This is a genomic window from Nocardioides pollutisoli, assembly GCF_040045055.1.
Taxonomy (GTDB): Bacteria; Actinomycetota; Actinomycetes; order Propionibacteriales; family Nocardioidaceae; genus Nocardioides; species Nocardioides tweenelious.
The window spans coordinates 1,754,422-1,777,758 of the sequence record NZ_JBDZDU010000001.1 but is presented as its reverse complement, the minus strand read 5'-3'; the positions used below and the strand labels follow the sequence as shown (position 1 = coordinate 1,777,758).

Here is a 23,337-nt window from a genome sequence, read left to right as displayed (position 1 = left end):
TCCACAGGGGCTGGGGATAACTTGGGTGCACTCGTGGACGACACGCTCGCGGAGGTGCAACAACCTGGGGACCCACCTGTGGAGGAACCGCCGAGTTTCGGGTCTACATGACCTCTGACCTGCGAAGATGCTCGCCAACACCTGTGTAGAGAAAATATTTGCGCCCGCGTCTTGGTTCATGGACAGGTCACCTTCCCGTTACCTGCCCATAAGTCGACTTAGCGCCCGACAGCAGGTTATCCAGAGTTCATCCACAGGCCCTGTTGACTAGTCACGTAGGAGGCATGAGTCGAGAGTGGTCCTTACGTTGACTAGGCTGCACCGGTGACCCGCGCAACCGACCGCGAGATCCTCCGCCTCGCGGTGCCGGCGTTCCTCGCCCTCATCGCCGAGCCGCTCTTCCTGCTCGCGGACGCGGCCATCATCGGGCACCTCGGCACCGCACCCCTCGCCGGCCTCGGGATCGCGGGGGCGGTCCTCCAGACCGTGATCGGCCTCTGCGTCTTCCTGGCCTACGGCACCACCGGGAGCGTCGCCCGGCGGCTCGGCGCCGGCGACCTGCGGGGCGCCATGGCGCAGGGGGTCGACGGCCTCTGGCTAGCTTTCGGGATCGGCTCGATCGTCACGGTCGCGGGGGTGCTCCTCGCCGAGCCGCTGGTGCGGCTCTTCGGCGCCTCGGACCGGGTCAGCGACCCGGCCGCGACGTACCTCCGGATCGCGTTCCTCGGCACCGTGCCACTGCTCCTCATGCTCGCGGCGACCGGCGTCCTGCGCGGTCTCCAGGACACCCGCACGCCCCTGGTGGTCGCAGTCGCCGGCAACGCCCTCAACGTGGTGCTGAACCTGCTGCTCGTCTACCCCGCCGGGCTCGGCATCGCCGGGTCGGCCCTCGGCTCGGTGCTCGCCCAGGTCGCCAGTGCCGCCGTCTTCGTGGCCGTCGTGGTGCGTGCCGCGCGCCGCCACGGAGCGTCGCTGCGCCCGGACCTGCCCGGCATCCGTTCCGCCGGCCGAGCCGGCGTCCCGCTCGTGATCCGCACCCTGACCCTGCGCGCCGCCATCGTCATCACGACGTACGCCGTCACGCTCGCCGCCATCAGCGCCCGCGACCAGGAGGTCGACCTCGCGACCCACCAGCTCGCGATGACCCTGTGGGGGTTCCTCGCCTTCGCGCTGGACGCCATCGCGATCGCCGCCCAGGCACTCACCGGTCGCTCGCTCGGTGCGGGAGACGTCGCCGGCACCCGGGTCACCACGACCCGGATGGTCCGCTGGGGACTCGCGAGCGGTGTCGTGACCGGCCTGCTCCTCGCCGCGGCGAGTCCGCTCATCGGCCACCTCTTCACGAGTGACCCGGCCGTCTTGGACCTGCTGGTGCCCGTCCTGGTCGTGGCCGCGCTCGGCCAGCCGATCGCCGGGGTGGTGTTCGTGCTCGACGGGGTGCTGATCGGTGCGGGCGACGGTCGGTACCTGGCGGGTGCCGGGCTGGTCACGCTGGTCGTCTACGTGCCGGTCCTGCTCGTCCTGGCCGCACAGTCGGCCGGACTGGTCGCCATCTGGGTGGCCTTCAGCGCGGTGTTCATGGGCGCCCGGCTGGTCGTGCTCGTCCGGCGGGCCCGCGGCGATGCGTGGCTGGTCACCGGGGTAGACATGTCCTCGTGAAACCGCTGCAGGCCGCCGCGATGGGTCTCGTGATCGTCGCGCTGAACGCCAAGGTCAACGGCTACGACCTGCTCGCCGACCCGCTCGGCTGGTTGCTCGTCCTCCACGGCGTACGGCTCCTGCCCGCCGAGGTCCCGCGCCGCGACACGATCCACGCGATCGGGATCGTCGCGGCGCTGGTGTCGGTGGCGCTGTGGTTCCCCGCCTTCACCGACGCGCTCTCCGACACCGACGACTCGCTCGTCTGGGCGGCGACGCTGCCGCAGATCGCGTTCGTGGCGCTGCTGTGCGCCGAGCTCGCGGCCCACGCCGGCGAGGCGGGCGACGCAAAGGCGGCGCGCTGGCTCCGGGTCGCCCGGACCCTGACCATCGCCGTCGGCGTGCTGCCGATCGTCGTCTACCCGATCGAGTCCGACCTGCTGGTCCCGCTGATCCTGGTCGCGGTGGTCACCATCGTCCTGGTGATCGTCCTGCTCTTCTCCTACTCCTCGCGCCCGTGGGCGCTGCACGAGGAGCCGGCCGGGAACGGCGACAGGGGCCGCTCCTCCTGAAGGAGGAACGACCCCTGTCGAATGCTGCCGGCGAGCCGGCGGCCGCTGCGCTCTGTCTCGAGCTGGTCAGGCCGGGATGACGTTGAGGGCCACCGTGGCGGACACCTCGTCGTGCAGCTTGACCGACACCTCGTGGGCGCCGAGCGACTTGATCGGGTTGGTCACCACGATCGTGCGCTTGTCGACCTGCTCGCCCGAGGCGTCGGCAAGAGCGCCGGCGATCTCGGTGACCGTGACGGCGCCGAACAGGCGACCGCCGGCACCGGCGCGCACCTTCACGGCGACCGGCTGGGCCTCGAGCTTGGTCTTGATCTCCTCGGCGTGGTCGTGGTCGCGAACGGCACGCGAGGAGCGCGCCGTCTTGATCGACTCGACGGTCTTCTCCGCGCCGCGCGTCCACCGCAGCGCCAGGCCGCGGGGAACGAGGTAGTTGCGGCCGTAGCCGTCCTTCACCTCGACGACGTCGCCGGGGGCACCGAGACCGGTGACTTCCTGGGTCAGGATGAGCTTCATGTCGTCAGCTCCCTTCAGCGACCGGTGGACGTGTAGGGCAGCAGCGCGACCTCGCGGGCGTTCTTGACCGCGATCGCGACGTCCCGCTGGTGCTGGACGCAGTTGCCGGTGACCCGACGCGCGCGGATCTTGCCGCGGTCGGAGATGAACTTGCGGAGGAGCGCGGTGTCCTTGTAGTCGACACCGGTCGCCTTCTCCTTGCAGAACTGGCAAACCTTCTTCTTGGGCTTGCGAATCACTGCCTTGGCCATTGTGGTGCTTCCTTTCTAGAAGCCCGGCCCCACGAGTGGGTTCAGCCGGAATGGTTGAGGATTCGGATGATGGGTCTTGCTGGGATCAGAACCTGGCTGGGTCTCGATACGCCCGTCACGGCTTCGCTTCGCTCAGCCGTGGGGCTACTCGACCTTCCCGCCTGGATCTGACGCCGCGCGAGCGCGGCGTCAGGGCGTTAAAACGGAGGCTCGTCGGAGCCCACGCCCGGGGCGCCCCACGGGTCGTTGCCGGCCGGAGCCGACGCACCGCCGCCACCCTGCTGGGGAGCAGGAGTGGCCCACGGGTCGTTGCCACCGGAGGCACCGCCGGCCGGCGGCCGGGACTGTCCGCCCTGGCCCCCTCCGGAGTAACCGCCGCCGCCACCCGAGCGCGAGGCGCGGGTGACCTTGGCCGTGGCGAACGCGAGCGAGGGGCCGACCTCGTCGACCTCGAGCTCGACGACCGTGCGCTTCTCGCCCTCGCGGGTCTCGTAGGAGCGCTGCTTCAGGCGACCCTGCACGACGACACGCATGCCGCGCTGCAGGGACTCGGCGACGTTCTCCGCAGCCTGACGCCACACCGAGCAGGAGAGGAACAGCGCGTCGCCGTCCTTCCACTCGTTGGTCTGACGGTCGAAGGTCCGCGGCGTCGACGCGATCCGGAAGTTCGCCACGGCCGCACCCGAGGGGGTGAAGCGCAGCTCCGGGTCGTCGACGAGGTTGCCGACCACCGTGATGACGGTCTCGCCTGCCATGAAAGCTCCCTAAGCGTTGGTTCTGATCAGAGTCGTCCGACCACGTCCGCCCATCGTTGCCGTTGGCACCGACGCTGGGAAGTGGTCGTCCACAGGACGTGGGTCCCGATGCTCAGTGAGCGTCGGGGCGCATGACCTTCGTGCGGAGGATCGACTCGTTGAGGGTGAGCTGACGGTCGAACTCCTTGACCGTCGCGGGCTCGGCGTTCAGCGTGATGACGGCGTAGATGCCTTCGGCGTTCTTCTTGACCTCGTAGGCCAGCCGACGACGTCCCCACACCTCGACGGACTCGACAGAGCCGCCGTCCTTGCGGATCACGTTGAGGTACTTGTCGAGCGAACCTTCGACGGTCCGCTCCTCGATGCTCGGGTCAAGAATGACCATCACTTCGTAAGCACGCATATCGTTCGTCCACCTCCTGTGGGCTAGGCGGCCACGGACTTTCCGTGGCAGGAGGGCAATGCGTAGTCGTCCCCACGCGACCCGGATGGTCGACGCAGAGAACGCCCAAGGCTAACAGCGCCCGAGCGCCGGCCATAAATGCCGTACGCCGGGGGTAGGAACCGGGCGATGCCCGCCCGTACGACGCCTCCGATCGCCGGCCGCTACGTCCTCATCGACCAGGTCGGCTCCGGCGGCATGGGCGCGGTCTGGCGGGCTCGCGACGCACGGACCGGCGAGCTGGTCGCCGCCAAGGTGCTCGGCGTCCACGACGGCACGATGCTGCTCCGGTTCGTCCGTGAGCAGTCCGTCCGGATCCGCCATCCGCACGTGGTCGCCCCCACCGGCTGGGCGGCCGAGGACCACCGCGTGGTCTTCGGGATGGACCTCGTGCGCGGTGGCTCCGTCGAGGACCTGCTCCGCGAGCACGCCACCCTGCCCCCGTCGTACGTCGCCCGGCTCCTCGACCAGCTGTTGCAGGCCCTCGCCGCGGTCCACGCGGCCGGCGTCGTGCACCGCGACGTGAAGCCGGGCAACCTGCTGCTCGAGCCGACCGGCTCCGGGCCGCCGTTCCTGCGGCTCGGCGACTTCGGCGTGGCCGTGCCGGTCGAGGACGTGCGGCTGACCCGCGTGCCCGGCGCGGTCGGCACCGACGGCTACATGGCGCCCGAGCAGGCGGCGGGTGCCGCGCCCGAGCCCCGCCAGGACCTGTACGCCGCCGGCGTGGTCACCGCCCAGCTGCTGACCGGGACCTCGCCGCGGACGGGTCGGGCGCCGGTCGTGCCGGACGGTCCGCTGCGACCGCTCGTCGAGGCGCTCACCAGCGCCGACGCGGACCTACGCCCGCCGACGGCCGCGGCGGCGCTCGAGCGGTTGCGCCGGATCGACGTGCCCCTCGACCCGGCGTGGCCGGTCGTGCCGGACCGGATCGGCGACCTGCCTCGCGGGTCCACGCCGCGCTGGCCGGACGTCGTCATCGCCGCGTCGCTCACGGTCATCGCACTGTGCGTGACGGCCTGCTGGCTGCTGCTCACCTGAGCGTCGGCGCTGCCTCCTAGGGTGGGTCCATGGACATCGGTGCCCACGTCGACCAGACCGACCCCATCGCGGAGGCGCAGGCGCGCAGCGTGCCGCACGTGCAGTTCTTCCTCGGCGATCCGCAGAGCTACAAGGGACCGGTCTTCGCGTACGACGGCGGCGCCGAGGCGCTCAAGGCGGACGCTGAAGCGGCGGGCATCGGGCTGTACGTCCACGCGCCCTACCTCATCAACGTCGCGACCACGAACAACCGTCAGCGGATCCCGAGCCGCAAGCTTCTCCAGCAGCACATGGACGCCGCCGCATCGATCGGCGCCCTCGGCCTGATCGTGCACGGCGGCCACGTGCAGGACGAGGACGACCCCACCAAGGGGTTCGACAACTGGCGCAAGGCCATCGAGGCCACCGACATCAAGATCCCGCTGCTCATCGAGAACACCGCCGGCGGGACCAACGCGATGACCCGCTACCTCGAGCGGATCGCGGGGGTCTGGGACGCGATCTCCGGCACCGAGCAGGCCGACCGGGTCGGCTTCTGCCTCGACACCTGCCACGCCCACGCGGGCGGCAACGCGCTCGAGTCCGTGGTCGACGACGTCCTCAAGATCACCGGCCGGATCGACCTCGTGCACTGCAACGACAGCCGCGACGAGTTCGACTCCGGGGCCGACCGGCACGCCAACCTCGGCGCCGGCAAGGTCGACCCCGACCTGCTCGCCGCCGTGGTCCGCGAGGCGGGCGCGCCCGTGGTGCTCGAGACCCCGGGCGGGGCCGACGAGCACGTGGCCGACGCGGGCTGGCTTCGCGAACGCCTCTAGGAGCCGCCTAGGGTGGTCGGCATGGAGCCGATCACGGGGACCCCGACCCAGACCATCCGGACCGAGATGGACGCCGTCCTCAACGAGGGCGTCCGGGTCGCTGCCGACTACCTGGCCCGGTTCGACACCTTCATCCCGTTCGCGATCCGCTACCGCGACGGACAGCTGGAGCAGCTCGAGGTCAGCACGACGGACGCTTCGGCCGAGGTGCGTTCGCAGGACGCGTACGACGCCCTGGTAGCGGGCCTGGCCGACCAGGACGACGACGTGCACGCCCTCGCCATCGTGACCGACGTGCTCGTGAGCAAGGGCGACGAGGCGCAGGGTGACGCGATCCGGATCGAGCTCGAGCACCGCGACTCGGCCGCCTGGGTCGTCGAGGCCTTCGCGGCGTACGAGCGCGACGAGTCGGGACGCCCGACCCTCGCCGACGAGCTCGTCACCAGCGACGGCACCCGCCGCATCTGGGTCTGACCCTCACAGGGAGCCCACAGACGACCCACGGGATCCGGCCAACCGCGGCCTCCACCGTGGGGGCATGACAGCCACCGTCCTGGATCCCGCACGTACGACGTCCGCGCCCGAGCCGCCGCCCGAGCACCGGCGCGACTGGTACCGCCCCGCCCTCGCCGCGCTGCTGGTCGCCACCGGCTTCCTCTACCTCTGGGGGCTCAGCGAGTCCGGCTGGGGCAACAGCTTCTACGCCGCGGCGGCCCAGGCCGGCTCGGAGTCGTGGAAGGCCTTCTTCTTCGGATCGTCGGACGCGGCCAGCTCGATCACCGTCGACAAGACCCCCTTGGCGCTGTGGCCGATGGGCCTGTCGGTCCGGGTGTTCGGGCTGTCGTCGTGGTCGATCCTGGTGCCCCAGGCGATCGAGGGCGTGCTGGCCGTGTGGCTGCTGGTCGCCACCGTCCGCCGTACGACGGGGTCGGCAGTGGCCGGCCTGCTCAGCGGGCTCGCCCTCGCGGTGACGCCGGTCGCGGTGCTGATGTTCCGCTTCGACAACCCGGACGCGATGTTGGTCCTGCTGCTCATCGCGTCGGTCTACGCGACCCTCCGCGCGACCGAGGCCCCGTCCGACCTTGGGGCGGTGCGACACCCGGTTCGGTGGCTCGCCCTGGCGGGGGCGCTCGTCGGGCTGGCGTTCCTGACCAAGATGCTCCAGGCATTCCTGGTGCTGCCAGCGCTCGCGCTCGTCTACCTGATCGTCGCGCCGACCGGCATCTGGAAGCGGCTCGGGCACCTGCTCGTCGCCTTCGGGTCGATGATCGCCGCCGCGGGTTGGTGGGTCGCGATCGTCTCGCTCTGGCCGGCGGCCAGCCGCCCCTACATCGGCGGCTCGCAGGACAACTCGATCCTCGAGCTCACCCTCGGCTACAACGGCTTCGGTCGCCTGACCGGTGACGAGACCGGCTCGGTCGGCGGCGGCACGGGCGGCACCGGCAGCATGTGGGGCAGCACCGGCATCACCCGGCTCTTCGGCGGTGAGATCGGCGGCCAGATCGCCTGGCTGGTGCCGGCCGCGCTGCTCCTGCTGGTCGCCGGGTTCTGGTTCACCCGCCGCGAGGCACGCACCGGCCGGATCCGCGCGGCCCTGATCGTGTGGGGGATGTGGCTGCTGGTCACCGGACTGACCTTCAGCTTCATGGCCGGCATCTTCCACGCCTATTACACGGTCGCCCTGGCGCCCGCCGTCGCCGCGCTGGTCGGCATCGGCGCCCACCTGGTCTGGCGCGAGCGGCACGACCCGGTCGCGGGGGCCGTCGCGGCCACGGCCGTCGTCCTGACCTCGGTCACCGCGTTCGTCCTGCTCGACCGCAGCTCCGACTTCCTGCCGTGGCTGCGCTGGGTGGTCCTGGTCGCCGGTGCCGTCGCGGCGGCGGTCCTGGTCGGGCTGCCCTGGCTGCCGCGCCGGATCGCCCTCGCGGCCGTGGCGCTGGCACTCGTCGCGTCGCTGGCCGGCCCCACGGCGTACGCCGTGCAGACGGCGAGCACCGCCCACACCGGCTCGATCCCGTCGGCCGGCCCGACGGTCAGCGGCGGCACCGGGCTCGGGCCCGGTGGCGGTGGACCTGGCGGCGGCATGGGCGGTCCCCCCGGCGGCGCGCAGACCGGGCAGGCCCCGCCGCAGCTGCAGCAGGGCGGCCCGATGGCGGGCGGCGGCGGCGCAGGCGGCCTGCTCGAGAGCAGCTCGCCGGGCGCGGAGATCACCGCGCTGCTCCAGGCGGACGCCGACTCCTACACCTGGGCCGCCGCGGCGGTCGGCTCCAACACGGCGGCCGGCTACCAGCTCGCGTCCGAGGAGCCGGTGATGGCGATCGGCGGCTTCAACGGCTCCGACCCGAGCCCGACGCTGGCGGAGTTCGAGCAGTACGTCGCGGACGGCGAGATCCACTACTTCATCGGTGGCAGCGGCCTGGGCCAGTCGATGGGCGGCAGCAACAGCAGCAGCGAGATCGCCAGCTGGGTCGCCGACAACTTCACCGCGACCACGGTCGACGGTGTGACGGTCTACGACCTCAGCAGCGGGGCGTCCTCGTGACCGCCGCGCAGCCGTGGGAGGCGCCGGGGGTCCTGACCTCGACGCTCACCCTCGAGGTGGTCATCCCGGTCTACAACGAGGAGCGCGACCTGGCCGCGACCGTGGTCCGGGTGCGTGAGCACCTGGCCACGCTGCCCTGGTCGTTCCGGGTCACGATCGCCGACAACGCGAGCACGGACGGCACGGCGGTGATCGCCCGCCGGCTCGACCACACCTACGACGACGTACGCGTCGTCCACCTCGCCGAGAAGGGGCGTGGCCGCGCGCTCAAGAAGGTGTGGAGCGGGTCCGAGGCCGACGTGCTCGTCTACATGGACGTCGACCTCTCCACCGACCTCAACGCCCTGCTGCCGCTGGTGGCGCCGTTGATCAGCGGGCACTCGGACCTCGCCATCGGCACCCGGCTGCGCCACGGTTCCCGGGTCTCGCGCGGGCCGAAGCGGGAGCTGATCTCGCGCGGCTACAACCTGTTGCTCAAGGGTGCGCTGCGGGCGCGCTTCTCGGACGCGCAGTGCGGGTTCAAGGCGATCCGCGCCGACGTGGCACGCGAGGTGCTGCCGCTGGTCGAGGACAACGCGTGGTTCTTCGACACCGAGCTGCTGGTGCTCGCCGAGCGCGCGGGCCTGCGGATCCACGAGGTCCCGGTGGACTGGGTCGACGACCCGGACAGCCGCGTCGACATCGTGCGTACGGCGATGGACGACGTCCGCGGCATCGCCCGTCTCGGTCACGGGCTGGTGTCGGGCCGGATCCCGGTCGCGGACGTCGGTGAACGTCTCGGCCGGGTCGCAGCGGACGCGGGTGGTGGCCGGCTCGGGATGCAGGTGGTGATGTTCGGGCTGGTCGGCGTCGCGTCGACGATCGCCTACGCGCTGGTCTTCCTGCTGCTGCGCGGCCCGATGTCGGCGTTCTCGGCCAACCTGCTCGCGCTGCTGCTGACCACGATCGGCAACACCGCAGCGAACCGGCGGTTGACCTTCGGGGTGCGCGGACGAGAAGGGGCCTGGAAGCACCAGGCACGGGGGCTGCTGGTCTTCGCGGTCGGCCTGGCGGTGACGAGCGGGTCGCTGTGGGCGCTGCACGCTGCCGGCTCGACGCACCACGGTGCGGAGGTGGTCGTCCTCACCGTCGCCAACCTCGCGGTGACGGTGATGCGCTTCGTCGCGATGCGGACGTGGGTCTTCGTCAGCCGACGAGCACGGTGAGGTCGCGGACCTCACCCGACCCCGGGCGGTCGATGCGCCGGCGTACGAGACGGAGCGGCTGCTCGCCGGTGTCCTCGCTGTCGAAGACCAGGAACAGGAAGCCGTGGTCGCCCTCCTCCAGCGGCAGCAGGTGACCCGGACGGTCGACGACCTGCCAACGGCTGAGGCCGAGACCACGGCGGCGGAACTTCACCGCGAGGCGCGTCCCCGCCGGGACTGTCAGCACCTGACCGGGCTGAGGGTCCTGGAGGACGTGCAGTGCGGCGTGCTTGGGAGTGTGCTGGACGAGCGACATGGCGAGCTCCTCGGGACGTGTTGACCCCTAGGAGCGCGACCGCGTCCGCCTGATACGCCTCAGCCGAAGCAGACCAGTGGCACCGGGGCGGTGTCGGCAGAGACGGCCGGAACCGCCGCGGCCAGCGCGGCCGCGGGATCCACCCCGGCGGCCAGCTGCTGGTGGACGGCGACCAGGACGTCGTACGCCGCCGCGTCGTTGACCGCAGCCGCCGACGCAATCACGCAGCGGGCGCCGGCGTGGAGCCACGCGGTCGCCATGCCGATCAGCTCCTCGCCCCAGCGCACGTTGGATCGGCCGACCTCGCAGGCCGAGAGCAGCACGATGTCGGGGACGTGGCGGAGCCGGTCGATGTCGTAGCCGAACCACGGGCCGTCGGCGAGCTGGATGCCGGAGAACATCGGGTTCTCCGACGAGTGCCGGCCGTGCGCCGCCACGTGCAGCACGTCGACCGACTCGGCCAGCTCGGACACCGCCGCTGCAGTCGCCGCACCGCCGACCAGGACCGTCGCTCCCGGCCATTCCTTGGCGGCAGCCGTCACCTCGTCCTCGGCGCGCGCGACCCGAGGTCCGGCGACGAAGCCCGCCGTGGTGGATCGAAGCGGCGTCGCACGCCGCGCCAGCCAGGAGGTCGCCGACTGCGCGACCGTGACGGGCCGACCGGTGAAGCCAGGGAGCAGGGTCCACGGGACACCGGCCAGGACCCCGGACGGCGTCAGCACCACACGCCTCTCGCCGACCGCGTCGAGCACCGGCGTCACGAGCACATCTCCGATCTCGGTCAGCCGCGCGGCGAGCTCCTCGCGCACGAACCCACCCATCGCGTCCGGCAGGTCGGACGCTGCGACGTCGAGGTCGGGAAGCAGACCTCCTAGCTGGGCGTCCAGGGCAGACCGGCCACCGAGGTCCACCCAGGTCGTGTCGGTCGCGGTCACCACCAGCGCGACGATCGACTCGGCGGTCACGACGTACGCCACCAGGGCGGTCTCGTCGTCGAGCGCGGCCTGCAGCTCGACCAGCGTCACCGGGTCGGCGACCTCGCCCGACCCCCGGTGCTGCCACGCGCGCTCGCGCACCCGCTGCCGGAGCTCGGCCTCACGCTCGGGATCACGTCGACCACCCTCGGCCGCCATCTCGCGCAGCTCGGCCAGGTCGGCGACCAGCTCCTCGTCCTCGGGCGCCCGGACGGGCTGCACACGACTCGCCAGCATCCGCGCCCGCTCGGACCACTCGAACAGCACGTCCGGCTTTCGCGACTCCACGGCAAGCGCCAGGCCGCGTACGCCGAGGCGGGTGCCATGCCCGGCCACCCCGGTCTGCAGGTCGAGCGACCCGAACGAGCTCTGCCAGGCGTGCAGATCAGCCAACCCTGCACGCAGGTGCTGCAGGGCGTTCGCCCTCCGCCCGACGGCAGCTGACAACTCGGATCGAACTTCGCGATGGAGGAGGCGTATGTCGAGCGAACCTCTCGTCGCGTCGGCGGCTCTGCGGATCAACCGCGCCGCGTGCTCGAGTTCACCGCGCTGTACCTGCTGGCGAGCCTCCAACATCAGTGCCGTGCGAGCGGACCAGTGCAGGCCATGCCGTTCAAGATCATCGGCGAGACCGTCGAGCGCACCGATCGGACGGCGGAGCTCCACACTCACAGCGCACACCACCAGGTCGGCGCGGGCTCGCCAAGAGTCAGCTCCCAGGCGTCGGAACCGGGCAGAAGCACGGCGTGCCACTGCCAGAGCGCCGATCGGATCCACGAGCTGAGTCCGCCGCGCGAGGGCGAGCTCGGCCTCGGCCTGTCGTTGGCGGAGTCCGCGTGCGCCGTAAGCACGGGCGGCCCCGGCCAGCAGGCTGGCGCCTTCGTCCAGCAGCCCAGCGGCTAGTAGTACCTCAGCACGGTCCTGCTGGCAGATCGCCTCCAGAACGACGCTGATCGGAGCGATCAGGGGGAATGCACGGGACATGGTGTCCATCGCCGCCACCAGATCGCCGGACAAGAGTTGCGCGTACCCGAGGTTGTGCTCTGCTTTGGCTGCATTGAGGTCGTCGCCCGCGAGTCGGAACTCGCGCGCAGCGACGGCGAAATCAGTAGTGGCGGCCGAGATATTCGCTACCTGCAGATAGACGTTGCCCCGGTTGATGTGCACCTTTCCCAGCTCGTCCGGATGGCCCGTCAGCTCGTCGACGGCAGCGGCGAAGGACGACAGTGCCGCCGTCAGCTCGCCCCCCCTGAGGAAGAGCAGCGCGCGTTGGCCCTCAACGACACCTCGTGTGTGCCGATCAACGCCAGAGCGGCGAAGAGCAGATTCGCACAAGCGGGCGGCCTCAGTCGGCTCACCGAGGTCCGCGACGGCGTAGGCGAGGCTGGCCTCGATTCGAGCCAGGAGCGTGTCGTCATGGGTACGTCGCCCGGCTTGCTCGAGGAAGCCGCGAGCGCGACGCACGCGACCGTCGTTGATCGCGGCGACGCCCCGTCGATGCAGCTCCTCGGCGGTCAGCACCCGGCCATCATGGCGTCATCCCGGTCAGCGACTCCACCACCTGCCAGCCACGCGTGACGGCCGAGTCGCGGTCGTCTCCATCAGCGAACCGGTCTTGCAACGCAGCGGCTACACAACCGGCGAAGAGCGGTGCCGCGAACGAGGTGCCACTCCATACTCCGAATCCGCTTCGGAAGTCGTCGGGGTCGATGGACTCCCGATTTCGTCCGAAGGCGACGCTGCGGGCGACCGGCTGGAGCCCGCCCTGGAACGCGGGGAACGTACTCATCACCGCAGCACCTGGCGCGAATGCTCGGACCCACGGCCCCGCGTTGCTGAACAGCGCATCCGTCTCGCCGTTCGGATTCAGAGCACCGACCGAGACCACGGGGAGGCAGGTGCCGTCTACTGCGATCGGGCCTTCCCCATCCGTCCATGGCGCAAATGCGGCCGGGAACGACGGCCGGCTCGTGGCGTCGTTGCCAGCCGAGCACACGACGACCGTGCCGTTTCGGGACAGTTCCTCCAGGATCGCGTACAGGGTCGGATCGAAGAGCAGGTCCTCGGGCGTCTCGTGGTAGTAACCCATCGACAGGGTGAGCACGTCGATCGGCCGACCGTCGGGTTCCCCAGCCCGGAAGCGGCGCGCCAATTCGGCGATCTGGGCGAGCGCAGCGATCCAGTCGGACTCCACGAGTGGACCTGCGGACGGGACGACGCGCCAGGACAGGATGTCGGCGTCCGGGCAGGCCTGGTGGACCAGCCCGGCGATGAAGGTCCCATGACCGGAGAGTGGATCGATCATGCCGTCCAGCTGGCCGACCAGGTCGCCGTGCAGCTCCGGATCATCGACCGGGTCCGTGTAGCCGATCGGGACACCATCGAGTGCTACGCCCCGCTCGACGACCGGGTCGAGCCACGGGTGGGCGCCGCATCCGGTGTCGAGCACTGCCACTACCGGGCGTCGACCGTCGACACGATCGTCGGCGCACCGACGGGGCGCCGGCCCCACATAGGCGATCGGCTGACGACCTCCGCTGCCGGGCACCGCATAGGTGCTGATTGGCCCTGAGTTGCCCCCCGCGGGATGGCTCACATCGAACGGGTGGCTCACGTCAAAGGGGTGACTGACGTCGAACGGGTGGCTCACATCGAACGGGTGGCTCACGTCAAACGGGTGGCTCACGTCGAAAGGAGCCGTGAAGACGACGTGATCGAGGCCGACACCCACGACAGCCTCCACGCCGAACTGGGCGCGAGTCTGCTGCAGGAGAGTCCAGCCGTCGGGAGCGATCGTGGCGCGGTTCGACGCCACCGCGAGCCGGACACCGCGGACGCCGAACTTGAGGCGTGCTGTTCGGGGGTCCTCGTCCTCGGGCTCCACGCTCCACCCCAAGGGCTCGGCGACGGCGCGGAGCACCCCGAGCGCATCGTCGAAGCTCACGGACTTCGAGACCAGCAGCCGTGGTCCGACGTACACGGTCGGTCTCGGTGTCACACCGTTGACCGTGATGGCTGTCGCCGGGTCGAGAAGTCGACCTTCGACTCCGGCGACCGCTGATGGCCGCGGCGGCCTCGGGTCGCGATCGAGCGGCTTGCGGGGCCGGCGGGCAGGGCGCTCTGGCTGCTCAGGGGTGTCCACGGAACCTCAGATCTCGAAGGTGGGGGTGGCGAAGGCGGGCCGCGAGGTGTCGTGCGGCTCGAGGCGGAGCCGGAGCAGACCGACGGGGAGGTCGGTGAGCTCGAAGCGGCCGGACTCGGTGGTGACGGCGTCGTGCGCGGACGGCGAGTCGCCGGGCAGCGCCCGGATCGTCATCGGCTCGGCGGGGACGATCCAGCCGTCGACGCGCGAGCGGTCGCCGTCGACAGCGATCCGGAGCAGGAGGTCGGTGTCACCGTGCACGAAGCGGAGCGTGTACGCCGTGGTGCCGCGCGCCCCGGCCAGCTCGGTCGAGCGCTCGACCAGCTCCATCAGCTCGACGTCGAGGTCGGAGGCGGCGATCGCGGCGGCCGCCTGCATCGAGGTGACCAGACCCGCGGGGACCGGGTCGTGCCGGTCCCACACGTCACGCACGATCGAGAGCAGCGCGTCTCGGCTCAGCTCGCTCATCACACACCTCCCGCCTCGATCAGGGCCACTCTCAGCTTGGCGAGGCACCGGCCTCTCGTCGGTCCGATGCTGCCGACCGGCATGCCCAGGTCGACCGCGAGCTCGCGGTAGTCGGGCCGGTTCTCGAAGGCCACGATCCGCAGCAGCCGCCGACAGCGCTCGGGCAGTGTGTCGACAGCGACCCACAACCGATCTCCCTCGTCGTGCTGCACGACAGTCTCCTCGGCGGAACGCTGCCGCGGAAGGAGCGGCATCAGGTCCTCGTCCTCGACCGGCGTCGCGGCCGCACCGGCGTTCGCGACCCGCCAGGCCTCGCGCCGGGCGGTCGTCGTGAGCCACCCGCCGATCGCGACCGAGTCGAGGATCGTCGTACGGCGTCGCACCAGGGCGAGCCAGGTCGTCTGGATGACGTCCTCGGCCGCCGACTCGGAGAGCCGGTAGGCCCGGACGACGTGCCAGAGCACCGGCGTCATCACGGCCACCAGGTCGTCGAGGCCCGACGGATCGCCCGCGGTCCACCGGTCGAACCCGTCGGTCGCCTGCTCCCAGACCGCCCCGGGGCGCGCCGAACCGTCCGGCTGCTCGTCGCCCGGCTCTCGTCCGCCGATCCTGGTCATGGGACGTCCCGTTCCCCGCTGTCTCTCGATCAAGATCACGACTCCGAGGAGGCCCGGGGCCGTGTCCTGATACATCCTCGACTGCACTTCCCGCCTGTTCCCTCGCCCGGACCGGGTGAGAGACGGGTGGTTGGGTAGCCTCGGAGGGTGCTGAGCGTTCGAGGGATCACGGAGAACGACCACCTGGAGTTCATCCGCGGCCGGCGTTCGGCGAGCTTCCTGCAGACGCCCGCCTGGGGCGAGGTGAAGTCCGAGTGGCGACGCGAGAGCCTCGGTTGGTACGCCGGGGAGACCCTGGTCGGCGTCGGCCTGGTGCTCTACCGCCAGCTCCCGCGGGTCAAGCGCTACCTCGCCTACCTGCCCGAGGGCCCGGTCATCGACTGGGACGACGAGGACCTCGCGTCCTGGCTGACCCCGATGACCGCGCACCTCAAGGCCAACGGCGCCTTCGGTGTGCGGATGGGCCCGCCGGTCGTCACCCGCCGCTGGGACGCCGCCGCCGTCAAGGAGGGCATCGCCGACGACGCCGTACGACGGCTCGGCGACCTGCCCCCGACCGAGCGCACCCACACCGGCGCCCGGGTCACCTCCCAGCTGATCGAGCTCGGCTGGCGCGCGCAGGCCGTCGAGGGCGGGTTCGCGGCCGGTCAGCCGCAGTACGTCTTCCAGATCCCGCTCGCCGGTCGCTCCGAGGAGGACGTGCTCGCCGGGATGAACCAGCTCTGGCGCCGCAACATCAAGAAGGCCGCCAAGGAGGGCGTCGAGGTGGTCTCGACGACCGGCGCCGACATCGAGGCCGATCTCAAGGCCTTCCACGACCTCTACGTCCACACCGCGGAGCGCGACCACTTCACCCCGCGCCCGCTCGGCTACTTCCACACCATGGTCACCGCGCTCGGCGCCGAGGAGCCCGACCGGATCCGGCTCTACACCGCGCGCCACGAGGGCACGCTCGTCGCCGCCACGATCGCGATCCGGGTCGGCGCCCACGCGTGGTACTCCTACGGCGCCTCCTCCACCGAGAAGCGCGAGGTCCGCGGCTCCAACGCCGTGCAGTGGCAGATGATCCGCGACGCGCTCGCCGCCGGCGCCGACGTCTACGACCTGCGCGGCATCACCGACACCCTCGAGTCCGACGACCCCCACCTCGGCCTGATCCAGTTCAAGGTCGGCACCGGTGGCGAGGCCGTCGAGTACGTCGGGGAGTGGGACCTCCCCCTCAACAAGGCCCTCTACAGGGCCTTCGACCTCTACATGAGCCGCAGATGAGCCTCACTCTCACGGTCGACGGCGACCGCTGGCGCAGCCACCTCCGCGCAACCGCCGAGTCCGAGCCGGGCCTGGTCCCGGTCGCCAAGGGCAACGGCTACGGCTTCACGCTCGGTCGGCTCGCGCGCAAGGCGCAGTGGCTGGGCGTCGACACCCTCGCGGTCGGCACGTACGACGAGCTGCCCGAGGTCGCCACGCGGTACGACGGCCGGCTGCTCGTCCTCACCCCCTGGCGCCCCTTCGGCGCGGCACTCGAGGTCGACCCGGACCTCGCCGACCGGGTGATCCACACGGTCAGCCGCACCGAGGACGTGGCCGACCTGCTGTCGCGCCAGCCCGATGCGCGGTTCGTGCTCGAGCGCGCGACCAGCATGCTGCGTCACGGGATGACCGCCCGCGAGCTCTGGGCCGCCGCCCGCGCCGTCGCCGACTTCCCGAAGGCGCGCGTGGCCGGGGTCGCCCTGCACCTGCCGCTCGCCCACGGAGCGCACCTCACCGAGGTGCACCGCCTGATGAACGACGTCATCGCCGCCGAGATCACCCTCGGCACCGTCTGGGTCAGCCACCTCAGTGCCGCCGAGCTGGCCAGCCTGCGCGCGGCGTACCCCGACTTCGCGTTCCGGCCCCGCACCGGCACCGACCTGTGGCTCGGCGACCGCGGAGCGCTCCGGGTCACCGCGACGGTGCTCGACGTGCACGAGGTCGAGCGCGGCGACGCGTTCGGCTACCGCCACCGCACCGCACCCAAGTCGGGCCACATCCTCGTCGTCAGCGGCGGCACCGCCCACGGCATCGGCCTCGAGGCACCCACCGGCGACGCCGGGCTGAAGGCACGGGCAGCGACCCTGGCCCGCGGCGGCCTGGACGCCGCGGGGTTCGTGCGCTCGCCGTTCTCGATCGACGGCAAGCAGCGGCTCTTCGCCGAGCCGCCGCACATGCAGGCGTCGATGCTGTTCCTGCCGCACGGCGCGCACGTGCCGGCGATCGGGGATCAGGTCGACGTGAGGGTGCGGTTCACCGCGACCGCGTTCGACCGCATCGTCGTCAGCTGACTGGACCTGACCACGTCGTTGCGCGGCCACCACAGGTCACGCACCACCATCGCGACCAGGTAGAGCTCGGCCGCGATCCGCAGCACCACCGCGACCCAGTAGAACCCGGCGTCCCCGCCGGACGCCGGCGCCAGGTAGCCGCCGAGGTACCACCACACCGCCATGAAGTAGGCGAGCTCGCCGGCCTGCCAGATCACCAGGTCGCGCCAGCGCGGCCGGGCCAGGACGGCGAGCGGCAGCAGCCACAGGACGTACTGCGGCGAGTAGACCTTGTTGACCAGCAGGAAGCCGGCGACGATCAGGAAGCCGAGCTGCGCGAGCCGCGGCGTCGACGGTGAGCCCAGGCCGAGCAGCAGCACCGCGACGCACCACACGCCGAAGAAGATCCACGACCCGAGGTTGATCGTGTGCGGCTCGAAGGCGAACGGGCTGCCGGGCCGGTCGAGCGCCTGCTGCACCACCAGCCAGGCGGAGCCGAGGTCGGCACCACGGTCGGCGTTGAACGACCAGAAGACCTTCCACTCCGAGGGGCCGGAGAGGTACGCCGGGAGGTTGGCCAGCAGCCACGCACCGGCGGCGCCGAGGGCAGCGAGACCGAGCTCGCGGTAGCGGCGCTGCCGGACGCAGATGATGAGCACCCCGCCCAGCAGGAACAGAGGATAGAGCTTGGTGGCGGCGCCGAGACCGATCATGATGCCGGTGAGCACCGGCCGCCCGCGGGCCCACGCCCACAGGGCCCCGGCGACGAAGACGACGGCGACCAGGTCCCAGTTGACCAACCCGGTCAGCAGGAGCAGCGGGGACAGCGCGAAGCCGAGCGCGTCCCACGGACGCCGTGGATTGACGCCGGCCAGCAGCCACGCCGCGAGCAGGGCGAGGACCGCGAACCCGAGCGCGTTGACGATCACGAAGATCCGCATCTCGCGCTGCACCTGCGGCCAGCCGGCGGTCGTGGACACCGGGTTGCCGTAGCGGGGTCCGAGGTCGGGAGAGCCGTTGAGCCAGTGGGTCACCCAAGCCGCGCCGTACGCCCAGTAGGAGATGCCGACGGGGTACTCCATGACCTCGAAGCGGTCGCGCACCTGCTGGTCGTCGCTGTAGGGCCAGTTGAGCTCGGAGAAACCACGCCCGGTGTAGAGGTAGGGCAGGTCGGAGTAGCACATCTGGCTGTAGCGGGACTGACCGTTCTGCCAGGTCTGCTCGTAGCAGCCGGTCTTCTGCAGCATGCCGAGCGCCATGACCACGGCGGTCATCGCGAGGATGACGCGCACCGGGGTCCACCACGGGTGGCGACCGGCGCGGGTGCCGACCGGACCGCCGACGCTCTCACTGAGCGCGGCCACCACCGGATCGTCGACGGTGGGATCGACCCACCCACGGCGACCCACCGGCGCGACCATCAGCCGCGCCGAGCTCCGGTGCGGCGCCGCGCGCGCGGACGCTCCGCGACCCGACCCGCCGTACCCCTGCTCGCGGCGCCGGACGGCGTCGGGGAGGAGGTGGTGGGCGTGTCGGACGGCGACTCACACCCGAGCAGGCCGCAGCTGTCGCTCGGCGTGTCGCTCGGGGTGTCCGAGGGGGTGTCGCTCGGGGTGTCGCTGGGGGTGTCCGAGGGGGTGTCGCTCGGGGTCTGCGTCGTCTTGGTCCTGGTCGGCTTCGGCGGCGGCGGCGTGTAGGGGTCGTGGCCCTCGACCTCGGTGGTCGCCTGGAGGTCGGCCTTGTCCGGGAAGGGCACGACGTCGAGCCCCTCCATGTCCTTCTGCATGACCGCGGTCCAGGTGCGCGTCGGGTAGTTGGCACCGAAGTAGCCGGCCTGGCCGTTGTAGTCGGGGAGCCAGCCGTCGAGCTGCTCGTTGCCCTGGCCGCGGACGTACATGACGGCAGTGGCGAGCTGGGGCGTGTAGCCGACGAACCACGACGACGACACCTCGTCGTTGCCGTTGGTGGCGGTGCCGGTCTTGCCGGCGGCCGGGCGGCCCAGCGCCTGGGCGGCGGTGCCGGTTCCGCTCGCGACCACCTGCTGGAGGGCGTACGACGTGTCCGCCGCGACGTCCTCGGAGATGGCCTGGTCGGTGTGCTGCTTGAACTGGTAGAGGACCTCGCCGTCCTTGCTCTGCACCTCGTCGATCACGTGGACCTTGGCGGCCTGGCCGCCGTTGGCGATCGAGGCGTAGGCGTTGGCCATGTTGACCGGCGCGATCGTGGCCGAGCCGAGCGCGATCCCGGAGATCGGCTCGAGGCCCGGGCTGTTGTCGATGTTGTTGTAGCCCTTCTGGCCCTTGTTCCAGTTGGGGATGCCGAGCGCCTCGGCGGTGTCGAGGATCTTCTGAGGCCCGTCCTCCATCGTCATGGTGAGGTCGGCGAAGGCCGTGTTGATCGACTCCTCGGTCGCGCGCAGGAGGCTGACCTTGTCGCCGTAGTCGGTGCCGAGGCCGTCGTAGCCCGTGCCCTCGTTGCGCACGCGGTCGCCGGTGCCGAGGCCGTTGTAGTAGTAGGGCGAGTTGCCGTCGAAGGTGCTGTCGAGCGAGAAGCCGTCCTTGAGAGCGGCGGCCACGGCGTACGCCTTGAAGGTCGAGCCCGGGGCGCCGCCGGTCACCGCCCAGTTGATCTGCGACTTGAGGTAGTCCTGGCCGCCGTAGAAGCCGCGCACCGCGCCCGTGCCGGGCTCGACGCTCGCGACCGCGACGTGGAGGTTCTTGTTGCCGGCACCCATGTCGGGGCGGATCTCCTGCACGCCCTGCTCGGCCGCGGCCATCGCCTTGCGGGTGAAGGTGGTGGTGATCCGCAGGCCGCCGCCGTCGATCTGCTCGTCGTCGAAGCCCAGGCTGTGCAGCTCGTTGCGGACCATCGTGAGCATGTGGCCCTTCTGGCCGGCCAGCTTGCTCTCGACCTTGATCGGCGGGAACTTCGGCAGCCGCTTGGCCGCCTGCTCCGCCTTGGCCGCCGGGATGTTGCCCGCGTCGGCCATCCCGTTGAGGACGTAGGCGTAGCGCTCCTTGAGGTCCTGGCGGTCGCCGTCCTCGGGGTCGAAGTGGGTCGGGTTGTTGAGGACGCTGGCCAGGAACGCCGACTCACGCAGGCTGAGGTCCTTCGCGTCCTTGTCGAAGTAGGCCTGCGCCGCGGCCTGGATGCCGTAGGCGCCGCGGCCGAAGTAGATCGTGTTGAGGTAGCCCGTGAGGATCTCGGTCTTGGACTGCGTGCGCTGCAGCTTGAGCGACAGGATCGCTTCCTTGACCTTGCGCTTGTAGGAGCGCTCCTGGTTCAGGTAGAGGATCTTGACGTACTGCTGCGTGATCGTGGACGCGCCCTGCGTCGAGTTGCCCGACGCGTTGCTGAAGGCGGCCCGCAGGATGCCCTTGGGGTCGATGCCCTTGTCGGTCCAGAACGACCGGTTCTCGGCGGCGACGACCGCGTCCTTGATGTTCTGCGGCATCTCGTCGTACGAGATCGACTCGCGGTTCTGGGTGGCGAAGTCGCCGAGCTGGTCCTTGCCGTCGGAGTAGTAGACGAACGACGTCTGCGTCTCGAAGGCCTCGTTGGGCTTCGGGATGTCCGTGGTGCGGTAGAGGTAGACGAACCCCGCCGTGATCACGAGCAGGCCGGCGAGCCCGGCGATGAGGAACCACTTCGCGACCCGCCAGATCTTCTGCTTCCGGGTCCGGGGTCGCTTCGACGTCGAAGACGTCGTCTTCTTGTCGGCGGGGCCTGCAGCCCTGCGCTTACCACTCACAGTCGTCGGCTCCGCGGGTCAGGGGTCACGATCCTCGTCAGCGTACGGGGGTCGTCCGCGGCGGCCCAACACGACGCCCGCGTGCCGTCGGACACGTCTCGTCGTACGACGCGTTGTCACCGGTGACAGGTCCCGGGTTCGCAACGCGCGGATATATCGCTACGATAGGTCGCATGGCACGTCGTGCGGAGACTATCGAGCTCGCAGTCCTCGGACTGCTGCACGAGGCACCCATGCACGGCTACGAGCTCCGCAAGCGCCTGAACCTCATGCTCGGATGGGGTCGGGTGCTGTCCTACGGGTCGCTCTACCCGACCCTGAAGAAGATGCTGCGGGCCTCCCTCATCGAGGAGACCCTGACCACCAAGACCCCGGGCACCCCGGTGTCGAAGCGGCCGCGCATCACCTATCAGGTCACCGAGGCAGGCACGCGCGAGTTCGAGCGGCTGATGTCGGAGGTGGGTCCGACCGCGTGGGAGGACGACAACTTCGACATCCGGTTCGCCTTCTTCTCGTCCACCGACATGGAGATCCGGCTGCGCGTGCTCGAGGGCCGGCGTACTCGCCTCCAGGAGCGTCTCGACCGGGTCCAGACCCAGCTGTCGATGACGCAGAAGGAGGTCGACCGCTACGCGGCCGAGCTCCAGCGCCACGGTGTCGAGTCGGTCGAACGCGAGGTCAAGTGGCTCTCGGAGCTGATCAACGCCGAGCGCAATGGTGTGCCGCACCAGCAGTCCATCCCCCAGGCGCCGACGGCGCCGACCACCAGCAGGCCGCCCGCGACCCCCGCGGCCGACCAGAAGTTGTGACCAGGAAAGGAATCCCGATGGGTTCGGTTCGAGTAGCAATCGTGGGAGTGGGCAACTGCGCCACCTCCCTGATCCAAGGTGTCGAGTACTACAAGGACGCCGACCCCTCCGGCACCGTGCCCGGTCTCATGCACGTCGCGTTCGGTGACTACCACGTCAGCGACGTGGAGTTCGTCGCCGCGTTCGACGTCGACGACATGAAGGTCGGCAAGGACCTCTCCGAGGCGATCAACGCCTCGCAGAACAACACCATCAAGATCTGCGACGTCCCGACGCTCGGCGTCGAGGTCCAGCGCGGCCCGACGCTCGACGGTCTCGGCAAGTACTACCGCCAGACCATCGAGGAGTCCGGCGCCGACCCGGTCGACGTCGTCCAGGTCCTCAAGGACACCGGCGCCGACGTGATGGTGTCCTACCTCCCGGTGGGTTCCGAGGAGGCCGACAAGTTCTACGCCCAGTGCGCGATCGACGCCGGCGTGGCCTTCGTCAACGCCCTGCCCGTCTTCATCGCCTCCGACCCCGAGTGGGCTGCGAAGTTCGAGGCGGCCGGCGTGCCGATCATCGGCGACGACATCAAGTCGCAGGTCGGCGCCACCATCACCCACCGCGTGATGGCGAAGCTGTTCGAGGACCGCGGCGTCCGGCTGGACCGCACCTACCAGCTCAACGTCGGCGGCAACATGGACTTCAAGAACATGCTCGAGCGCGAGCGCCTGGAGTCCAAGAAGGTCTCCAAGACCCAGGCCGTCACGTCCAACCTGACCGGCCCGCTGGCCGGCCTCAAGGACGACCGCAACGTCCACATCGGCCCGTCGGACTACGTCGCGTGGCTCGACGACCGCAAGTGGGCCTACGTCCGCCTCGAGGGCACGACCTTCGGCGACGTCCCGCTCAACCTCGAGTACAAGCTCGAGGTCTGGGACTCCCCGAACTCCGCCGGCATCATCATCGACGCCATCCGCGCGGCGAAGATCGCCAAGGACCGGGGCATCGGTGGCCCGATCATCTCGGCGTCGTCGTACCTCATGAAGTCCCCGCCGGTGCAGCTCCCCGACGACGAGGGTCGCCGCCGCGTCGAGGCCTTCATCGCCGGCGAGGAGTGACCTCCGCCTGAGACACCGAACGGCCCCCGAGACCTCCTGGTCCCGGGGGCCGTTTCGCGTCCGGGCGTCGGGGGGCCACGCACCTGACGAAAATGCTCCGAATC

General features: G+C 70.6%; 22 protein-coding genes. 11 read left to right on the top strand and 11 right to left on the bottom strand.

Translation table 11 applies throughout. The annotated features are described in order from the left end of the window. Nucleotides 1-324 precede the first annotated feature (324 nt). Nucleotides 325-1,659 carry an MATE family efflux transporter gene (locus tag ABLE68_RS08660; RefSeq protein ID WP_348870909.1) on the top strand — a complete coding sequence of 445 codons (1,335 nt, stop codon included), beginning with the start codon at nucleotides 325-327 and terminating at the stop codon, nucleotides 1,657-1,659. After that, the gene (locus ABLE68_RS08655) at nucleotides 1,656-2,210 is read left to right on the top strand and encodes a hypothetical protein (RefSeq protein WP_348870908.1); all 555 of its coding nucleotides are present in this window, start codon (nucleotides 1,656-1,658) and stop codon (nucleotides 2,208-2,210) included. Before ABLE68_RS08660 ends, ABLE68_RS08655 begins: the two co-directional genes overlap by 4 nt. Before the next feature lie 66 nt (nucleotides 2,211-2,276). Here the strand turns inward: ABLE68_RS08655 and rplI are convergent, their stop codons facing one another. The 4 genes from rplI to rpsF form a co-directional block, all read right to left on the bottom strand. Continuing rightward, on the bottom strand, nucleotides 2,277-2,723 hold the full coding sequence (rplI, locus tag ABLE68_RS08650; RefSeq protein ID WP_348870907.1) for a 50S ribosomal protein L9: 447 nt from the start codon (nucleotides 2,721-2,723) through the stop codon (nucleotides 2,277-2,279). Nucleotides 2,724-2,737: 14 nt separating this feature from the next. Next, nucleotides 2,738-2,974 (bottom strand): 30S ribosomal protein S18, encoded by a 237-nt coding sequence (rpsR, locus tag ABLE68_RS08645; RefSeq protein ID WP_011758085.1) that lies wholly within the window; start codon nucleotides 2,972-2,974, stop codon nucleotides 2,738-2,740. Between the two features lie 197 nt (nucleotides 2,975-3,171). Beyond that, on the bottom strand, nucleotides 3,172-3,729 hold the full coding sequence (locus ABLE68_RS08640) for a single-stranded DNA-binding protein (RefSeq protein ID WP_348870906.1): 558 nt from the start codon (nucleotides 3,727-3,729) through the stop codon (nucleotides 3,172-3,174). 112 nt (nucleotides 3,730-3,841) lie between these two features. Continuing rightward, entirely contained in the window at nucleotides 3,842-4,132 is a 291-nt protein-coding gene (gene rpsF / locus ABLE68_RS08635) for a 30S ribosomal protein S6 (RefSeq protein ID WP_348870905.1), read from the bottom strand. A gap of 168 nt (nucleotides 4,133-4,300) precedes the next feature. Between rpsF and ABLE68_RS08630 the strand changes: the two genes are divergently transcribed. The 5 genes from ABLE68_RS08630 (at nucleotide 4,301) to ABLE68_RS08610 (ending at nucleotide 9,774) form a co-directional block, all read left to right on the top strand. Continuing rightward, entirely contained in the window at nucleotides 4,301-5,209 is a 909-nt protein-coding gene (locus tag ABLE68_RS08630) for a serine/threonine-protein kinase (protein ID WP_348870904.1), read from the top strand. A gap of 29 nt (nucleotides 5,210-5,238) precedes the next feature. Beyond that, nucleotides 5,239-6,027, top strand: a complete 789-nt coding sequence (locus ABLE68_RS08625) for a deoxyribonuclease IV (RefSeq protein WP_348870903.1) — start codon at nucleotides 5,239-5,241, stop codon at nucleotides 6,025-6,027. Between the two features lie 21 nt (nucleotides 6,028-6,048). Next, nucleotides 6,049-6,501 (top strand): hypothetical protein, encoded by a 453-nt coding sequence (locus ABLE68_RS08620; RefSeq protein WP_348870902.1) that lies wholly within the window; start codon nucleotides 6,049-6,051, stop codon nucleotides 6,499-6,501. A gap of 64 nt (nucleotides 6,502-6,565) precedes the next feature. Further along, complete coding sequence (locus tag ABLE68_RS08615) at nucleotides 6,566-8,569, top strand: ArnT family glycosyltransferase (protein ID WP_348870901.1); 2,004 nt, start codon at nucleotides 6,566-6,568, stop codon at nucleotides 8,567-8,569. Next, a complete protein-coding gene (locus ABLE68_RS08610; protein WP_348870900.1) occupies nucleotides 8,566-9,774 on the top strand; it encodes a bifunctional glycosyltransferase family 2/GtrA family protein in 1,209 nt (402 codons plus the stop codon). Before ABLE68_RS08615 ends, ABLE68_RS08610 begins: the two co-directional genes overlap by 4 nt. Here ABLE68_RS08610 and ABLE68_RS08605 read toward each other — a convergent pair. From ABLE68_RS08605 to ABLE68_RS08585, 5 genes are all read right to left on the bottom strand, one after another. Beyond that, on the bottom strand, nucleotides 9,755-10,069 hold the full coding sequence (locus ABLE68_RS08605; RefSeq protein ID WP_348870899.1) for a hypothetical protein: 315 nt from the start codon (nucleotides 10,067-10,069) through the stop codon (nucleotides 9,755-9,757). The two genes, ABLE68_RS08610 and ABLE68_RS08605, sit on opposite strands and share 20 nt — an antisense overlap. A gap of 59 nt (nucleotides 10,070-10,128) precedes the next feature. Beyond that, nucleotides 10,129-12,564 (bottom strand): CHAT domain-containing protein, encoded by a 2,436-nt coding sequence (locus ABLE68_RS08600; RefSeq protein ID WP_348870898.1) that lies wholly within the window; start codon nucleotides 12,562-12,564, stop codon nucleotides 10,129-10,131. Nucleotides 12,565-12,571: 7 nt separating this feature from the next. Further along, the gene (locus ABLE68_RS08595; protein ID WP_348870897.1) at nucleotides 12,572-13,987 is read right to left on the bottom strand and encodes a S8/S53 family peptidase; all 1,416 of its coding nucleotides are present in this window, start codon (nucleotides 13,985-13,987) and stop codon (nucleotides 12,572-12,574) included. Between the two features lie 204 nt (nucleotides 13,988-14,191). Beyond that, the gene (locus ABLE68_RS08590; protein WP_348870896.1) at nucleotides 14,192-14,653 is read right to left on the bottom strand and encodes a hypothetical protein; all 462 of its coding nucleotides are present in this window, start codon (nucleotides 14,651-14,653) and stop codon (nucleotides 14,192-14,194) included. Further along, nucleotides 14,653-15,270, bottom strand: a complete 618-nt coding sequence (locus tag ABLE68_RS08585; RefSeq protein ID WP_348870895.1) for an RNA polymerase sigma factor — start codon at nucleotides 15,268-15,270, stop codon at nucleotides 14,653-14,655. The genes ABLE68_RS08590 and ABLE68_RS08585 overlap by 1 nt, the downstream gene beginning before the upstream one ends. Nucleotides 15,271-15,420: 150 nt before the next feature. On the opposite strand from ABLE68_RS08585, the gene ABLE68_RS08580 reads away from it, so the two are divergent. Beyond that, nucleotides 15,421-16,539: a lipid II:glycine glycyltransferase FemX gene (locus ABLE68_RS08580; RefSeq protein WP_348873251.1), complete on the top strand. Its 1,119-nt coding sequence runs from the start codon at nucleotides 15,421-15,423 to the stop codon at nucleotides 16,537-16,539. After that, entirely contained in the window at nucleotides 16,536-17,591 is a 1,056-nt protein-coding gene (locus ABLE68_RS08575) for an alanine racemase (protein WP_348870894.1), read from the top strand. The genes ABLE68_RS08580 and ABLE68_RS08575 overlap by 4 nt, the downstream gene beginning before the upstream one ends. Here the strand turns inward: ABLE68_RS08575 and ABLE68_RS08570 are convergent. Both ABLE68_RS08570 and ABLE68_RS08565 read right to left on the bottom strand, forming a co-directional pair. Further along, complete coding sequence (locus tag ABLE68_RS08570; RefSeq protein ID WP_348870893.1) at nucleotides 17,531-18,934, bottom strand: glycosyltransferase family 87 protein; 1,404 nt, start codon at nucleotides 18,932-18,934, stop codon at nucleotides 17,531-17,533. The two genes, ABLE68_RS08575 and ABLE68_RS08570, sit on opposite strands and share 61 nt — an antisense overlap. 56 nt (nucleotides 18,935-18,990) lie before the next feature. Next, nucleotides 18,991-21,321: a transglycosylase domain-containing protein gene (locus ABLE68_RS08565; RefSeq protein WP_348870892.1), complete on the bottom strand. Its 2,331-nt coding sequence runs from the start codon at nucleotides 21,319-21,321 to the stop codon at nucleotides 18,991-18,993. Nucleotides 21,322-21,494: 173 nt separating this feature from the next. Between ABLE68_RS08565 and ABLE68_RS08560 the strand changes: the two genes are divergently transcribed. After that, nucleotides 21,495-22,130, top strand: a complete 636-nt coding sequence (locus ABLE68_RS08560; RefSeq protein WP_348870891.1) for a PadR family transcriptional regulator — start codon at nucleotides 21,495-21,497, stop codon at nucleotides 22,128-22,130. Between the two features lie 17 nt (nucleotides 22,131-22,147). Continuing rightward, nucleotides 22,148-23,233, top strand: a complete 1,086-nt coding sequence (locus tag ABLE68_RS08555) for an inositol-3-phosphate synthase (RefSeq protein WP_348870890.1) — start codon at nucleotides 22,148-22,150, stop codon at nucleotides 23,231-23,233. Nucleotides 23,234-23,337 lie beyond the last annotated feature (104 nt).

Coding starts and splice junctions, on each gene's coding strand:
- ABLE68_RS08640 (WP_348870906.1), bottom strand. CDS start 3,729: ATGGCAGGCGAGACCGTCATCACGGTGGTCGGCAACCTCGTCGACGAC.
- rplI (WP_348870907.1), bottom strand. CDS start 2,723: ATGAAGCTCATCCTGACCCAGGAAGTCACCGGTCTCGGTGCCCCCGGC.
- ABLE68_RS08605 (WP_348870899.1), bottom strand. CDS start 10,069: ATGTCGCTCGTCCAGCACACTCCCAAGCACGCCGCACTGCACGTCCTC.
- ABLE68_RS08625 (WP_348870903.1), top strand. CDS start 5,239: ATGGACATCGGTGCCCACGTCGACCAGACCGACCCCATCGCGGAGGCG.
- ABLE68_RS08615 (WP_348870901.1), top strand. CDS start 6,566: ATGACAGCCACCGTCCTGGATCCCGCACGTACGACGTCCGCGCCCGAG.
- ABLE68_RS08555 (WP_348870890.1), top strand. CDS start 22,148: ATGGGTTCGGTTCGAGTAGCAATCGTGGGAGTGGGCAACTGCGCCACC.
- ABLE68_RS08590 (WP_348870896.1), bottom strand. CDS start 14,653: ATGAGCGAGCTGAGCCGAGACGCGCTGCTCTCGATCGTGCGTGACGTG.
- ABLE68_RS08620 (WP_348870902.1), top strand. CDS start 6,049: ATGGAGCCGATCACGGGGACCCCGACCCAGACCATCCGGACCGAGATG.
- rpsR (WP_011758085.1), bottom strand. CDS start 2,974: ATGGCCAAGGCAGTGATTCGCAAGCCCAAGAAGAAGGTTTGCCAGTTC.
- ABLE68_RS08560 (WP_348870891.1), top strand. CDS start 21,495: ATGGCACGTCGTGCGGAGACTATCGAGCTCGCAGTCCTCGGACTGCTG.
- ABLE68_RS08575 (WP_348870894.1), top strand. CDS start 16,536: ATGAGCCTCACTCTCACGGTCGACGGCGACCGCTGGCGCAGCCACCTC.
- ABLE68_RS08585 (WP_348870895.1), bottom strand. CDS start 15,270: ATGACCAGGATCGGCGGACGAGAGCCGGGCGACGAGCAGCCGGACGGT.
- rpsF (WP_348870905.1), bottom strand. CDS start 4,132: ATGCGTGCTTACGAAGTGATGGTCATTCTTGACCCGAGCATCGAGGAG.
- ABLE68_RS08630 (WP_348870904.1), top strand. CDS start 4,301: ATGCCCGCCCGTACGACGCCTCCGATCGCCGGCCGCTACGTCCTCATC.